This window comes from Stenotrophomonas indicatrix (genome assembly GCF_002750975.1).
In the GTDB taxonomy this organism is placed as follows: domain Bacteria; phylum Pseudomonadota; class Gammaproteobacteria; order Xanthomonadales; family Xanthomonadaceae; genus Stenotrophomonas; species Stenotrophomonas indicatrix.
Window position 1 is genome coordinate 3600083 of the sequence record NZ_PEJS01000001.1, and the last position, 13284, is coordinate 3613366.

Consider the following 13284-nt stretch of genomic DNA (forward strand, 5'->3'; position numbering starts at 1 on the left):
GCCAGTGTAGCAAGGCCATTGCGGGGCAGTCCGGCAACGTCGTCCGCCAAGGCCTCAGGACAAGGGCAGCATGTCGATGCGCCGGGAGGGGGTACGCCGCACCTGCTCGATGAGCCGGCGGACCGCTGGCGATGTTTCCTGTTCACGGTACAGCGCAGCGATGGTCGAGGCGATGACCGGCCCGGCGATCGGCAGATACACCACGCCTGGCAGCAGCAGCGTCCGCTGCAGCACCGACGGCACGATCGCCACGGCGCCATCGCCCACCGAGACCTGCGCGAGCACCGCGACAAGATGACCGGGACGGGAGCGGATGTCCGGCACGAATCCGCCACGGCGGGCGACTTCCAGCGTGCCGGCGGGCTGCTCCGGCATGATGAACGCCTCGTTCGCCAGCAGCGCCGGCTGCACCGGCACCCCCGCGTGGGCCAGCGCATGCGATGCCGGCAACGCCACGCAGAACTGATCTTCGATCAGGATGTGCGAACCGAGCGCATCGGGCACCTCGATCGGAAGCCGGCAGAACACCACATCGATGCGACCGTCCAGCAGCAGGTCCGGCAGGTCGGCCATCGGCCATTCGCCGACCTTCAGCTCCACATCGGGCGAGGCGCTGCGGAAACGCTGCAACTGCTCCTGCAGCGCGCCGGCATGGACCGCCGAACCTACGTAGCCGATCTCGATCCTGCCGATTTCCCCGCGACCGGCGCGGCGGCCCACGGCCTCTGCCTGCTCGAACTGGCGCAGCACGTTGCGTGCTTCGGCCAGGAAGATCGCACCGGCAGAGGTCAGCGTGACCTCGCGCCTACTGCGATCGAACAAGGGGGTGCCCAGGCGACGCTCGATCTGCTGGATCTGAACGCTCAGCGTCGGCGTGGCGATGCCCAGGCGCAGCGCGGCGCGCCCGAAATGCAGCTCCTCGGCCAGTGCGACGTAGTACTGCAGATGTCGACGGTCCATGCGTGCCGGTTCGTTAGCTTTTGCCTAACGTACTTGAAGAACATCGGCAATGAAACAAACAGTCGAAGTTGCTTGAATGGGCCTTCTTCCTTCCCCACCCGAGTGCCCGGTGTATCTCTTCCCCCGCCGCAGACCACCCAACTGGATCCTGATCATCGCCTCGCTCGGCTGCACGATGACGGTGCTGGAAACCAACGCCGTGGCCGTCGCCCTGCCGACCATCGCGCGGGATCTGCAGGCTGACTTCGCCGACATCGAATGGGTGATCAGCTGCTACATCCTGACCTTCACCTCGTTGCTTCTGCCCGCCGGTGCCATCGCCGATCGTCATGGCCGCAGGCGTGTGCTGCTGATCGGCATCGCACTGTTCGCCCTCTCATCGCTGACCTGCGCGCTGGCCCCCACGGCCAGTGCGCTGTATGTGGCCCGAGCGTTGCAGGGCGTGGGTGCCGCTTTCCTGCTGGCCCCATCACTGTCGGTGATCGGCCACGAATTCCACGAGGGCAAGCAACGCGACGATGCCTGGGCCTTCTGGGGCACGGCAATGGGCATGATGATGGTGCTCTCGCCGCTTATCGGTGGGCTGCTGTCCTCGCTGTGGGGATGGCGCTCGGTGTTCATCGCGATCCTGCCCTTCCTCGCCTTCCTGGCCTATGGTGCGATCCGCTGGGTTCCCGACACTGCCGACACGGTGGTACGCCCGCTCGATCCGCCCGGCATCATCACCTTCAGCATGGCGATCTTCGGCATCGTGTTCTTCCTCGTGGAAGGACTCGCGCAGGGATGGACATCGGCGGTGGCCCTGGCCGGCCTGGGCCTGGGCATCGCGATGGCCGCGCTGTTCACCTGCATCGAGCTCACGCGTCGGCATCCGATGGTCGACCTGCGGCTGCTTGCCAGCCCGCGCTTTGTCGGTGCCCTGATCGCCATGATCGGCTACGCGGTCAGCGCGCAGGTGATGGCCTCGATGCTGCCGCAGTACCTGCAGAACGGCGTCGGCCTGAGTGCGCTGGCCACGGGCGCCGGCATGCTGCCGTTCGCTGCGGCGATGCTGCTGTTCCCCAGCGTGGGCAGGCGCCTGGGCAGACGATTGTCGAGCGGGATGGTGCTGGCCATCGGCCTGTCCATCACTGCCGCCGGCAATGCGCTGGCCGGTATCGGTGCATGGCACAACCAGCCGACGGTGGCACTGCTGGCGATGATCATCATCGGCGCAGGCGGTGGCATCCTCAACGGCGAAACATCCAAGGCGATCATCGGTTCGGCGCCCCGCGACCGCGCAGGCATGGCCTCGGGCATCAGTGCGACGACCCGCTTCGTCGGCATCCTGCTCGGCTTCACGATCCTCTCCAGCGCCCTGACCGTCGGCATCCGCGCCGGACTCTCAGCACGCGTTCCTGCAGATGAAGTCATGCGTCTGGCCGACACCATCGCCACCGGTGCACTGACCCGAGGAGCCCAGGTTGATCTGGCGCGGGCGATCTACAGCCAGGGCTTTGCCGCGTCCCTGTGGACTGCGGCCGCAGCAGCGACGCTGGCCAGCCTGGCCGTTGTCCTGCTCAGACCACGCGCCTGATCGCAGATGGCAGACGCAGAAACGACCAGGGCAGCACTGGGCTGCCCTGGTCGCGGCGATGTGGGGGGACGATCGCCGGATGCGATCAGGCAGCCTTCATCGCATGCTTGCGGTCGCGCATGACCGAGTGGCATTCCTGCACTTCCGGCAGCCACTGGGTCACTTCCTGGCGCACCGCCGGCGGCAGGTCGTTGTCCTTCAGCACGTCCTTGAACGCGCCAAGCAGGCGATCCTCTGACTCTTCAAGTTCGGCCACGTAACCGTAGTTGGTGTCACCGAAGGCCGCGCGCACCTTGCCGTAGAACTGCTGCATGGAACCGACCATGGTGCCGTGCTCGGCCGGCTTGCCGCCGGTAGCGGCCACCGAACTGCTCAGCGAGGACACGATGCGGCCCTTCACGCCGGCGATGCGGACGAACAATGCCGACAGCTCGGCATCCTTCACCTTGGTTGCGGCTTCCTCGTAGAAGGACTTGCCATCACGTGCGATCTCGATCAGGTCGTTGAGGCGATGCTCGATGGTGGACTGGGTGCTCATGTGTAGTCTCCTCTGGGGGAAAAAGGGCAACAGTGGAATCCGTTGCCTGCGAGCCCAGACTGGCCGACCGGGTGTGGTTCGCGGGTGAGCATCGATTGATGCGGTGATCATGCTGCCCAACGGCGCCCCACCCACTCACGCGGGCGACGCGGTGTCTTCACCGCATCTGAATCCTGGCAATGACCTGCCCGACCATCCGCACCGCATGTCTAGTCAACCGCTACCCGCACCACGTGGCTGATGCCCCGATGGAACATCTTCGCGTACGGACAGACCCGCTCGGTGTTGCGCACCAGTTCGGCTGCACGTATCGGGTCCATGCCAGGCAGGCACACCACGATCTCGGCCGACAACAGGTACAGGCCGTCCACGGGATCTCGCGCGAACGTCACCGCTACCTCGATGCTCGGCTCGACCAGTTCCATCCCCGCACGCGCAGCCACCAGCACCATCGCACCGTGGAAGCAGCCGGCGTAGCCCGCCGCCAGCAACTGCTCGGGATTGGTACCGCCACCGGGTCCACCCAGCTCAGCAGGCAACCGCAGGTCCACTGACAGCGCACCATCATCGGACCGCACCACGCCCGACGCGCGGCCATGCTGTGCCACGCCACCACTGACCCGCACCCGTCCGGTGTACAGCGGGCGCACCTCATCACCGTGGTACTTGTCGAGCACCGTGTGCGGAGGTGGTTTCAGCCCGGTCATCGCAGGTTCCCGCTGGGAGCGTCCACCGCCGATCAGGCCGGCTGGCCCTGTGCCAGCCCGGACTGCTGCAACCAGCGTTCGAAGCCGATCGTGCCGAGCCATGCCTGGCCCACCGGCACCAGCGTGTCCTGCTGCAGCTGCGCACCGAAGTAGCGCGCCTGGGCATCGCCAACCACTTCACGCGCGTCACCGGTTGCCTGCAGGAAGCGCTGCGCCAGCACCGCCATCGATTCGCGTTCCGGGCCGGCGATCTCCACCACGCCATTGGCTGGTGCCTGCTGCGCGATGCGCGCAACCGCATCGGCCACATCCTCGGCGGCGATCGGCTGCACTGCGGCGGTCGGCAGCTGCAGGGTCTGGCCGTCACCGGCTGCCTGGATGATGCCCGGCAGGAACTCGAAGAACTGCGTCGAGTGGATGATCGTGAACGCCAGGCCCGAATCGCGGATCAGGCGTTCCTGGGCGATCTTGCCGCGGAAATAGCCGCTGGCCGCCAGCTTGTCGGTACCCACCACCGACAGCGCGACATGATGGCGTACGCCTGCCTGCGCCGCGGCCGCCAGGATGTTGTGGCCGGCAGTCACGAAGAACGACAGCACCGCCGCATCTTCGAACGAGGGCGAGTTGGCCAGGTCGACCACTACCTCGGTGCCCGCCATCGCAGCGGCCAGGCCCTCGCCGCTCAGCACATCGATACCGGTGGAGGGTGCAGCGACGACGACGTCGTGGCCGGCCGCATGCAGGCGATCGACCACCTTGCTGCCGATGCGGCCGGTGCCACCGATGACGAGGATCTTCATGACAGGTCTCCTGGAACGTGGAAAGTTCGGATGTGGCTGCATGCTAGAAACGCATTGGCCGGCGCAGTAGATCCGCAGCGGGCCACGCACTGTTGCCGCATCGGCACCAATGTGGTCATGCCCAGGCCGGGGCCGCATCGCGCTGCGCTGCCGCCTGCTGCCGCGCTTCCCAGTGCGAGAACACATCCAGATCCAGCGCGCGTATGCGCTGGGTGCTGAAATCGATGAACGCGCGGATCCGCTTGGGCAGCTGGCGTCGGCTTAGATAGCACAGGTAATGGCCACGATCGTGCGGCGCGTAGCGGTCCAGGCAGGTCACTACAGCGCCTGCGCGCAACGCATCACTTACCTGGTAGCTGGGCAGCTGGGCGATCCCCAATCCGTCGATCACTGCCTGCAGTACAAGATCGGCATCATTGAACACCACCTCCGCCGGCGGCTGCAGATTCACATCCTGGCCGTCCACACGGAAGTCCCAGCGCTGCAGGCGCCCACCGGGAAGGCGTCGACCGATGCAGGCATGGCTGGACAACGCTTCGATGGTGTCTGCCAGGCCATGTGCCTGCACATACGCGGGCGATGCACAGACCACCAGCTGCATCGGCACCAGCTGCTTGGCGATCACCTGGCTGTCTTCCAGCACGCCATCGCGGAACGCCACATCGATGCGATCGGCGGCCAGGTCCGGTGCCTGCTCGTCCAGCAGCAGCTCCACAGAGACCTCTGGATACTCCGCGCGGAACGCAGACAGCAGCGGCGCGATCACCCGGCGTCCGAAGCCATGGGTCGCACTGATCCGCAGATGCCCGCGCGGCGGTCCCTCGCGCAGGTCGCGCATTTCGTCCAGCGCCTGCAGGATGCTGGCAACGCCAGGGCTGCAGCCCTCCAGGAACAGCTCGCCTTCGCGGGTGAGTGTTGTCGAGCGCGTGGTGCGCAGGAACAGGCGCACGCCCAGTTGTCCCTCCAGCTTCTGCACGCTGCGGCTGACGGCCGAACGACCGATGCCGAGGCGATCACCGGCGCGGGCGAAGCTGCCCTCGGCGGCTACCGCGATGAATGCCAGAACCCCGGCATAGCTGGCGGAGAAGGACGCAGTGAGGGAATCGCGGCCGTCGCTGGCCAGACAGGACTGCGGCATGACATTCATGGTGTTCCGGGCTCCTGGAAGTCGCGTCGGGCAAGCAGGTGGGCGCGTGCATGGGCCAGTCGCTGGCGGCATGCCGGCAGCTCCAGCCCCAGCAGTGGCGCGATGTCCTCAAAGCCCGCGCCCAGCACGTCATGCAGCAACAGCACGGCCCGCATGTCCGGTGGCAGTTCGTGCAATGCGGCAAGGAAGGCCTGCCAGACCCGCTCACTGGCGGGGCAGGCTGCTGCGCGGTTCGGGGCGGATGAGGTGTCCATGCCCGGCAGACGGCCGAGCATCCGCTCCTGTGACAGGCCATTGGTGTTTTTCGTGCAACACCGTGCAGCCCTGCCCTCGCCTACCGCCCCGCGTGCAGCGGGCCTAGCCTCGCTGCGTCCCTCAACTCCCATCGGAACACCGTCATGAGCCAACGCCTGGACTACGCCGCACAGTCGCCCGAACTCTTCAGGAAGCTCGGCACCTTCTCCCATGCCGTGCACAACAGTTCGATCGAAGCGGCCATCATCGACCTGGTCAACATCCGCGCCTCGCAGCTCAACGGCTGTGGGTTCTGCCTGGACATGCACGTGAAGGAAGCGACGATCCGTGGCGAGCGCGCACTGCGCCTGCACCATGTCGCGGCGTGGCGTGAATCGAACCTGTTCAGTGCGCGCGAACGGGCCTGCCTGGCGTGGACCGACGCACTTACCCACCTGCCTGCGCAGGGGGTTGCGGACGACGTGTATGAGCGCGTGCGTAGTCAGCTGTCCGAACAGGAAATCGTCGATCTGACCTACGCGGTGATGGCGATCAACGCCTGGAACCGCGCCAACGTCGCCTTCCGTACGCAACCCGGCTCGCTGGACCAGGCCTTTGGCCTGGACAAGGCCGGTCTGGCCTGAGCGTCGACTGCACACTTTCCTGCTGGAGACCTGCCATGCGTTCTCTCCGTTCCCTGGCGCTGCTGGCCCTGCTGCCGTTGACCAGCATCGCCGCCACGCCGCCGCCCACCGCGCCCGAGCCCATCGTGCGCGAGGTCATGACCCGTCCGTTGCCGGAACAGCCGGGCAAGGAAGCACTGATCCTGACGGTGCAGTACCCACCCGGCGGCGCCGATCCCGTGCACCGGCACGACGCCCACGGCTTCGTCTATGTGCTGCAGGGCCGCATCGTGATGGGCGTGGCCGGTGGCCGCGAGGTTACCCTCGGCCCGGGGGAGGCTTTCCATGAGGGCCCGGACGATCTGCATACCGTCGGCCGCAATGCCAGCCAGACCGAACCGGCGACATTCGTCGTGTTCCTGATCAAGGACATCGGCAAGCCGGCGGTACTGCCACCACGCTGACCGCCACCGGTCCGGGGCAGTTCCCGCCACTCCCACAGGTCCGCCGGTGTCACAATCGGCGGACCTGTCCCGTCTCTGCTGGCATGGACGACCCCACCGCACTGTTCACCCGACTACGCCCGCGCCTGTTCGGCGTGGCCTACCGCATGCTCGGCTCCTCGCACGAGGCCGAGGACGTGGTGCAGGATGTCTGGCTGCGCTGGCATGGCGCCAACCAGCAGGACATCGAGAACGCCGAAGCATGGCTGGTGGCCACCACCACCCGCCGCGCCATCGATGGCCTGCGCCTGGCCCGGCGCACGCGCGAGCACTATGTCGGCATGTGGCTGCCCGAGCCGCTGCTCACCGAAGACACCGGCACACCCGAGTACATGCTGGAAACGGCCAGTGATCTGTCGGTGGCCTTCCTCAACGTGCTGGAGCGGCTGGCCCCGGACGCGCGTGCCGCGTTCCTGCTGCACGATGTGTTCGACCAGGATTACGACGTGGTGGCACGCACGCTGGACAAGACCGAAGCCGCCTGCCGGCAGATCGTGCACCGCGCACGCCTGCAGCTGCGGCAGGAGCGACCGCGCTACAACGTGCCGCAGGACGTGCACCAGAAACTGATGCGGCGTTTCGCAGAGGCCATCGCCAATGGCGACTTCAGGACGATGAAAACCCTGATGGCCGAATCGGCCGTGCTGATCGGCGATGGCGGCGGCATCGTCACCAGCTTCCCGAAACCGATGGTCGGCGGCGCACGCATCGCACAGCTGCTGTACGCCCCGCACCTGCGGCGCAAGGACCAGCTGCGCATGGTGCCGAGCATGATCAATGGACGACTGGGGCTGCTGCGTTACTTCGACGACGTGCTGGAATCGGCAATGGCCTTCGATACCAACGGCGAGCAGATCGTGCAGATCCTGGTGCAGCGCAACCCGCACAAGCTGCAGGGCCTGAACCAGCCAACCTTGATCCAGTAGATCCACGCCATGCGTGGACGCGGTTGCTCTCATGCACGGCAAAGCCACGCATGGCGTGGCCCTACCGGCGGGCTCTCCACCCTGCGTCAATCCCGTAGATCCACGCCATGCGTGGATGCGGTTGCTCTCATGCACAGCAAAGCCACGCATGGCGTGGCTCGGCGGGCTTTCCACCCTGCGTCGATCCAGTAGATCCACGCGATGCGTGGATGCGGTTGCCTTCATGCACAGCAAAGCCACGCATGGCGTGGCTCTACCGGTGGGCTTTCCACCCTGCGTCAATCCAGTAGATCCACGCCATGCGCGGATGCGGTTGCCTTCATGCACAGCAAAGCCACGCATGGCGTGGCCCTACCGGCGGGCTCTCCACCCTGCGTCGATCCAGTAGATCCACGCCATGCGTGGATGCGGTTGCCTTCATGCACGGCAAAGCCACGCATGGCGTGGCTCTACCGGCGGGCTCTCCACCCTGCGTCAATCCAGTAGATCCACGCCATGAGTGAATGCGATTGCTCTCATGCACAGCAAAGCCACGCATGGCGTGGCTCTACCGGTCTCCGTGCTGCCTGACGGCTGCCCTTGTGGCTACTTCTGCTGCAGGAAGGCCAGCAGGTCCTGGTTGACCTTGTCCTTGTGGGTCTCGGTCAGACCATGCGGCGCACCCGGGTAGACGATCAGCCTGGCGCCCTTGATCAGCTTGGCCGACATCCGTCCCGCCACGTCGATCGGCACGATCTGATCATCGTCGCCGTGGATCACCAGGGTCGGCACATCGAACTTCTGCAGGTCAGCGCGGAAGTCGGTCGCCGAGAACGCGGCGATCGAGTCGTAGGTGTTCTTCTGTCCACCCAGCATGCCCTGCGCCCACCATGCATCGACCATCGCCTGGTTGACCTTCGCGCCCGGTCGGTTGAATCCATAGAACGGCCCGGACGGAATGTCCTTGTACAGCTGCGAGCGGTTCTCCAGCTGCGCCTTGCGGATGCCGTCGAACACTTCGATCGGAACGCCACCCGGGTTGTCTGCGGTTTTCAGCATGAACGGCGGCACCGAACTGATCAGCACGGCCTTCTTCACCCGTCCCGTGCCATGGCGACCGATGTACCGCGCCACTTCGCCGCCGCCGGTGGAGAAGCCCACCAGCGTGACGTCCTTCAGGTCCAGCGTATTGATCACCGTGGCCAGATCATCGGCATAGTGATCCATGTCGTTGCCATCCCAGGGCTGGCTGGAACGACCGTGGCCACGGCGGTCGTGCGCGACCACCCGGTATCCGTGGTCCGCCAGGAACATCATCTGCGATTCCCAGCTGTCCGAATCCAGCGGCCAGCCATGGCTGAAGGTCACCACCGGCCCGTTCTTCGGGCCCCAGTCCTTGTAGTACAGCTGCACGCCATCGGCGGTGGTGATGGTGCTGGCGGTGCGCGTGACAGCGCTGGGTGCGGACGGGTGTGCCGGCGCGGCGGCCTGGGCGGACAGGCCCGCCTGCATCGACAGGGCCAGGGCAGTTGCAGCGAGGGTGCGGGTAACGGTGTTCATGGGGGACCTCCAGCGGATGGGTGGGTTTCGACAGGGGCTACTGTGCGCCCCTGTCCGGGACCATTGGTGACGTGAAGTCCAGAAAACTTGATCAAAAATCCCAGAACGCCGGCACCCAGCGGAACGCCTCGCCCTCGCGGGACACCCGGCCCACCGACGGGAACGGCAGGTGCGTGGCCACCAGCATCTCGCCGGTGCCGGCCAGCGCATTGAGCAGTTCGATGCGCACCCGCGCTGCTTCCTCCGGGTCGTGCTCGAAACCGTTGTGCCAGTTCGGTTGATCAAAACCGACGGCGAACACGGCATCGCCAGCAAAGGTCAGCGCCTGGCCCCCCGAAGCAACGCGCACCACGCAGTGGCCCGGCGTGTGGCCGCCGGTGCGGCGCGCGACTACGCCCGGTGCGATCTCATGCTCATCCTCGAAGGTGTGCACGAAACTGCCGTACTCGGCCCAGAAATGCGTGGCCGTTGCGCGAAGCGCGTCCGGGAATCCCTGCGGCATGTTCGTGCGGGTGAAGTCGGGCGACTTCCAGAACGCCACTTCCGACGCCGCAACGTGGATCTTCAGGTCCGGCCGCAGCTGTGCTTTCACTCCGTCCACCAGCAGGCCACCGATGTGGTCCATGTGCATGTGGGTGATCACCACGTCGGTGATCTCGCGCAGGTCGATACCGGCAGCGCCGAGGCGGCGGATCAACTGGCCGGCGCGCGGCAGCTGCAGGTCCGGGTCCATGCCCAGGCCGGCGTCGATCAGGATGGTGCGCTCACCGCTGTGCACCACCATCACGTTCAACGCCCAGTCGAACGCATCCTGTGGCAGGTACATCTCGTCGAACCATTCGGCGCGCTCGGACGCCTGCACGTTGTGGCCGAGCATCTGCGTCGGCAGCGGCAGCACGCCGTCGCTGACCACCAGCACATCGATATCACCGACTTTCAGGGCGTAGCGCGAGGGAACAAGCTCGTCGAGCGCGGGCGCGGCAGGGGCAATGGTGTTTTCCAGGCTGAACATGAGGCGATCTCCACGAAGGTTGGCTGGCAGGCAGTGAAGCAGGGCCGGCGGACAGTTCCGGGGTACGCCTTCGCACGGCGCAGGGCATGGCGTTGCCGGGCAGCAATGCCCTGCAGCACAGCGCCGCTGGTTCGATTGAAGACGGGATCCACGAGCTGTCGTGGCCCCGGAGCACGGCAAGGGCCGTGTGGGATCAGCGTAGGCAACGCAGGCGGTGCGCAGTAGGCCCGCAGGCGGGCTCGCGGCGTTGCCTTTTGGGAAGCAGTGGGCGACGTGGTTCCCGCCCACCGCCTGCCACCCGGTGGGCTTCGCTCAGCCGCCCTTGCCCATCAGCCAGCGGATGGCCTGTGGGAACGAGGTCTTCCAGTCGTCCGGATAGAAATGGCCACCCTCATGGGTACGCGACCGGAGCTCGTTGCCATCGCTGAAAAGGGCGCGGAAATCCGCGCTCATCTTCTGGTTCGCCGGCCCTTCCTGCTCGCCGTTGATGACGAACACCCGCTTGCCGTGCGCGCTGCTCTGCGTGGGCACCGGCTGGCGCCAGCCACCCGGCGACACCAGCAATGCGCCGGCATAGTCATCCGGATGCTGCGCCAGCAGCGCGCCGGCATGCTGCGAGCCCTGCGAGAAGCCCATCAGGTACACCTGCTTGCGGTCGATGCACTGGCGCGCGGCCAGTTGCTCCAGCCCCGCCTGCACCACCTTGTGCGTGCCCTCATACGGGCCGGTCCAGCTGAAGCTGTCGAACGACTCGCGCATCTCCGTACCGTTGATGCCCAGCAACACCACACCAGCATCGGCCAGCGGCTGCTCGCTGCTGTCCAGGTAGCCATTGATGCCGTAGCCGTGCAGCCACACCAGCACCGGCGCACAGGCCGGCATCGCAACCCCCTTCGAAGGGGCCAGCACCGAGATGGCGCCCACCTTGCCGACCGATACCTTCGCGTAGCGTGCCTGTGTATTGGCCAGCACCTGCTTGAAGAACGGCGTTCCGCGCAGGTGCTCGAAGTCATCGTTGTCGGCCAGCGCGGGCGCGAACCACATGCCACGCTCATCGGCTTGGCGCAGATAGCGCTCGGCCAGCGCATCGTCACCGCGGCGTGCGAACAATGCCGCTGCGTGGTACGGCGCCTGCGCCAACGTGGGGTCTTCGCGGGTTGCGGCCAGATAGAGCGCCAGCGACTGCAGCAGCGTGGCGTCGTCTTCCTCGGCCCGCTCCATCAGGTCCTGCGCATCGTCGGCATTGATCAGGGCATTCAGCACCGGGCTGATCGACTTGAACGCGATGGTCGAGGCGCTGTCCTGTTCCTCGGCGTGTGCGGTTGGCGCGCAGACAGCGAGCGCCAGGAAAACAGCAAGAGCAGACAGCTTCGGCATGGGGAATCTTCCGTGATTGCGGCAACGCGCGGGGCGCGCAGTCTAGCAACCTCCGGGCCGATCAGATCACCCTGCGCTCAACCGTAGGCAGGATGGCTGCCGGTAAGCACGCCCATCGAAAACGCGTAGCCCGCTTCTTCCAGCAACAGCCGCATGCGCAGTTCCGCGCGCCGCGGAACACACAGCCCGCTCGGTGCGTACAGCGCATAGACGAAGCCGGCGCCTTCCACGTGCTCGCGGCGGACCGAACAGTTGTTGGTTTCCGCGGCATCGGACCACACGGCCCGCAGCTTCTCCGGGCCGATGGATTGACCGTTGCGCAGGCGGAACGTCAGCCAGCGCACGCCCAGCGGCGGATGGTAGGTCAGGTTAGCCATTGCGCACCTTCAATACGGCGGCGGAGATGGTTCAGGACGTCCGGTTGCAGATCAGGATGCTCGTTGCGCGCGGACGCCGGCAGATCGATGCGGACAGCGCCGTTGACCAGCGCGGGGGGATCGGTGTGCAGGTCGATCCACCATCCATCGGGAAGGCGAAGCCCGCGTCCATCCCTGTCATAGAGGTTGATCTGAAAAGACATGACGCTCGCTCCCATTGGAGTTCGAGCATACGCCTGCGCAATGTCACTCCAGACTGCGACCCGCCGACGCGATTTCCTCGACCCGCTTGGCGCACACGAAAACGAACGCCTCGTCCTGCTGCACCTTCAGGAACGAATCCAGCCACCGTGCCGCAGCACCGCGGTTGCCGATCACGCCCCCGAGTTCTTCGGTAAGGCAACGCGCGCACTCCATGCCACCCGGACTGGGGGCCTGGCAGGCGCGGCAGCGCGCCATCGTCGTCGTTCTTGCCGGACGGCACTGGTACATGATCTTCGTCATCAGGCTTACCGCACGGGCATGGGATGGCATCAGCGCTCTTCCCGAACGTTGGACAGAGGAAAGCCGCGCAACGCGCGGCCTCTTCTTCGCTTATTGCTCAGCGACGGGTGTCACGGCCCGGCTCGCTCTTCTGTTCCTGCCCGGACTTCTGCGGGCCGACCGGCTTTGCATCCTGCTGGACCTGCTGCTCCTGCTGGCGCTGCTTGCCGTCCTGCTTCCGGTCGCCGCCCATTGCGTTGCCGTCGGCCTGGCCCTGCTGGGCGGCCTGCTTGATTCCGGTCGGGGCGTTGGTGCGGTCGGTCTGGCCTTGCGGCGTATTGTTGTTCATGTCTTGCTCCACCGCAGCGATCTGCTGCAACGCCACTGTGGGCGTGGGCCGGTTACGCAGCTGCATGAAAGCCGGAGATTAATGAACGGGCACCATGAACAGCGCTGCGCGCACACAGGCTCCTGACATGCAC

Annotated in this window: 17 protein-coding genes; 4 read left to right on the forward strand and 13 right to left on the reverse strand. The window is 66.1% G+C overall.

Translation table 11 applies throughout. From position 1 onward, the window contains the following. Window positions 1-54: 54 nt before the first annotated feature. The gene (locus tag CR918_RS16490; protein ID WP_099785506.1) at window positions 55-960 is read right to left on the reverse strand and encodes a LysR substrate-binding domain-containing protein; all 906 of its coding nucleotides are present in this window, start codon (window positions 958-960) and stop codon (window positions 55-57) included. A 109-nt stretch (window positions 961-1069) separates the two neighbouring features. Between CR918_RS16490 and CR918_RS16495 the strand changes: the two genes are divergently transcribed. Then, window positions 1070-2536 (forward strand): MFS transporter, encoded by a 1467-nt coding sequence (locus tag CR918_RS16495; RefSeq protein ID WP_243379123.1) that lies wholly within the window; start codon window positions 1070-1072, stop codon window positions 2534-2536. Between the two features lie 85 nt (window positions 2537-2621). On the opposite strand, the gene CR918_RS16500 is transcribed toward CR918_RS16495, so the two are convergent. The 5 genes from CR918_RS16500 to CR918_RS16520 all read right to left on the reverse strand — a co-directional run bounded on the left by CR918_RS16500 (window position 2622) and on the right by CR918_RS16520 (window position 5982). Further along, entirely contained in the window at window positions 2622-3074 is a 453-nt protein-coding gene (locus tag CR918_RS16500) for a PA2169 family four-helix-bundle protein (protein ID WP_032952113.1), read from the reverse strand. A 209-nt stretch (window positions 3075-3283) separates the two neighbouring features. After that, on the reverse strand, window positions 3284-3781 hold the full coding sequence (locus CR918_RS16505; RefSeq protein WP_025879021.1) for an Ohr family peroxiredoxin: 498 nt from the start codon (window positions 3779-3781) through the stop codon (window positions 3284-3286). 32 nt (window positions 3782-3813) lie between these two features. Beyond that, window positions 3814-4581 (reverse strand): SDR family oxidoreductase, encoded by a 768-nt coding sequence (locus tag CR918_RS16510; RefSeq protein ID WP_099785510.1) that lies wholly within the window; start codon window positions 4579-4581, stop codon window positions 3814-3816. A 115-nt stretch (window positions 4582-4696) separates the two neighbouring features. Then, entirely contained in the window at window positions 4697-5728 is a 1032-nt protein-coding gene (locus CR918_RS16515) for a LysR family transcriptional regulator (RefSeq protein ID WP_025879023.1), read from the reverse strand. Beyond that, on the reverse strand, window positions 5725-5982 hold the full coding sequence (locus CR918_RS16520) for a sigma factor-like helix-turn-helix DNA-binding protein (protein ID WP_223483463.1): 258 nt from the start codon (window positions 5980-5982) through the stop codon (window positions 5725-5727). Before CR918_RS16520 ends, CR918_RS16515 begins: the two co-directional genes overlap by 4 nt. A 144-nt stretch (window positions 5983-6126) precedes the next feature. Here CR918_RS16520 and CR918_RS16525 point away from each other — a divergent pair, with 144 nt between their 5' ends. The 3 genes from CR918_RS16525 (at window position 6127) to CR918_RS16535 (ending at window position 8014) form a co-directional block, all read left to right on the forward strand. Then, entirely contained in the window at window positions 6127-6606 is a 480-nt protein-coding gene (locus tag CR918_RS16525) for a carboxymuconolactone decarboxylase family protein (RefSeq protein ID WP_099843770.1), read from the forward strand. Between the two features lie 35 nt (window positions 6607-6641). Beyond that, complete coding sequence (locus tag CR918_RS16530; protein WP_025879026.1) at window positions 6642-7049, forward strand: cupin domain-containing protein; 408 nt, start codon at window positions 6642-6644, stop codon at window positions 7047-7049. Window positions 7050-7132: 83 nt separating this feature from the next. Continuing rightward, window positions 7133-8014, forward strand: coding sequence for an RNA polymerase sigma-70 factor (locus CR918_RS16535; protein ID WP_099843772.1), 882 nt, complete (start codon window positions 7133-7135; stop codon window positions 8012-8014). Window positions 8015-8599: 585 nt separating this feature from the next. On the opposite strand, the gene CR918_RS16540 is transcribed toward CR918_RS16535, so the two are convergent. The 7 genes from CR918_RS16540 to CR918_RS16570 form a co-directional block, all read right to left on the reverse strand. Further along, window positions 8600-9553 carry an alpha/beta fold hydrolase gene (locus CR918_RS16540; RefSeq protein WP_032976695.1) on the reverse strand — a complete coding sequence of 318 codons (954 nt, stop codon included), beginning with the start codon at window positions 9551-9553 and terminating at the stop codon, window positions 8600-8602. A 91-nt stretch (window positions 9554-9644) separates the two neighbouring features. Continuing rightward, complete coding sequence (locus tag CR918_RS16545) at window positions 9645-10565, reverse strand: MBL fold metallo-hydrolase (protein WP_099843774.1); 921 nt, start codon at window positions 10563-10565, stop codon at window positions 9645-9647. A 312-nt stretch (window positions 10566-10877) separates the two neighbouring features. Then, a complete protein-coding gene (locus tag CR918_RS16550; protein WP_099843776.1) occupies window positions 10878-11942 on the reverse strand; it encodes an alpha/beta hydrolase in 1065 nt (354 codons plus the stop codon). A 77-nt stretch (window positions 11943-12019) separates the two neighbouring features. Further along, window positions 12020-12319, reverse strand: coding sequence for a hypothetical protein (locus tag CR918_RS16555; protein ID WP_025879032.1), 300 nt, complete (start codon window positions 12317-12319; stop codon window positions 12020-12022). Beyond that, window positions 12307-12522, reverse strand: coding sequence for a hypothetical protein (locus CR918_RS16560; protein ID WP_025879033.1), 216 nt, complete (start codon window positions 12520-12522; stop codon window positions 12307-12309). Before CR918_RS16560 ends, CR918_RS16555 begins: the two co-directional genes overlap by 13 nt. 43 nt (window positions 12523-12565) lie before the next feature. Beyond that, the gene (locus CR918_RS16565) at window positions 12566-12823 is read right to left on the reverse strand and encodes a hypothetical protein (protein WP_223483464.1); all 258 of its coding nucleotides are present in this window, start codon (window positions 12821-12823) and stop codon (window positions 12566-12568) included. A gap of 97 nt (window positions 12824-12920) precedes the next feature. Continuing rightward, window positions 12921-13151, reverse strand: coding sequence for a hypothetical protein (locus CR918_RS16570; protein WP_033832573.1), 231 nt, complete (start codon window positions 13149-13151; stop codon window positions 12921-12923). Between the last annotated feature and the right edge of the window lie 133 nt (window positions 13152-13284).

Bases quoted from the DNA above. Each gene is read 5' to 3' on its own strand.
- CR918_RS16490 (WP_099785506.1), bottom strand. From the start codon at position 960: ATGGACCGTCGACATCTGCAGTACTACGTCGCACTGGCCGAGGAGCTG.
- CR918_RS16500 (WP_032952113.1), bottom strand. From the start codon at position 3,074: ATGAGCACCCAGTCCACCATCGAGCATCGCCTCAACGACCTGATCGAG.
- CR918_RS16505 (WP_025879021.1), bottom strand. From the start codon at position 3,781: ATGACCGGGCTGAAACCACCTCCGCACACGGTGCTCGACAAGTACCAC.
- CR918_RS16510 (WP_099785510.1), bottom strand. From the start codon at position 4,581: ATGAAGATCCTCGTCATCGGTGGCACCGGCCGCATCGGCAGCAAGGTG.
- CR918_RS16515 (WP_025879023.1), bottom strand. From the start codon at position 5,728: ATGAATGTCATGCCGCAGTCCTGTCTGGCCAGCGACGGCCGCGATTCC.
- CR918_RS16520 (WP_223483463.1), bottom strand. From the start codon at position 5,982: ATGGACACCTCATCCGCCCCGAACCGCGCAGCAGCCTGCCCCGCCAGT.
- CR918_RS16525 (WP_099843770.1), top strand. From the start codon at position 6,127: ATGAGCCAACGCCTGGACTACGCCGCACAGTCGCCCGAACTCTTCAGG.
- CR918_RS16530 (WP_025879026.1), top strand. From the start codon at position 6,642: ATGCGTTCTCTCCGTTCCCTGGCGCTGCTGGCCCTGCTGCCGTTGACC.
- CR918_RS16535 (WP_099843772.1), top strand. From the start codon at position 7,133: ATGGACGACCCCACCGCACTGTTCACCCGACTACGCCCGCGCCTGTTC.
- CR918_RS16540 (WP_032976695.1), bottom strand. From the start codon at position 9,553: ATGAACACCGTTACCCGCACCCTCGCTGCAACTGCCCTGGCCCTGTCG.
- CR918_RS16545 (WP_099843774.1), bottom strand. From the start codon at position 10,565: ATGTTCAGCCTGGAAAACACCATTGCCCCTGCCGCGCCCGCGCTCGAC.
- CR918_RS16550 (WP_099843776.1), bottom strand. From the start codon at position 11,942: ATGCCGAAGCTGTCTGCTCTTGCTGTTTTCCTGGCGCTCGCTGTCTGC.
- CR918_RS16555 (WP_025879032.1), bottom strand. From the start codon at position 12,319: ATGGCTAACCTGACCTACCATCCGCCGCTGGGCGTGCGCTGGCTGACG.
- CR918_RS16560 (WP_025879033.1), bottom strand. From the start codon at position 12,522: ATGTCTTTTCAGATCAACCTCTATGACAGGGATGGACGCGGGCTTCGC.
- CR918_RS16565 (WP_223483464.1), bottom strand. From the start codon at position 12,823: ATGACGAAGATCATGTACCAGTGCCGTCCGGCAAGAACGACGACGATG.
- CR918_RS16570 (WP_033832573.1), bottom strand. From the start codon at position 13,151: ATGAACAACAATACGCCGCAAGGCCAGACCGACCGCACCAACGCCCCG.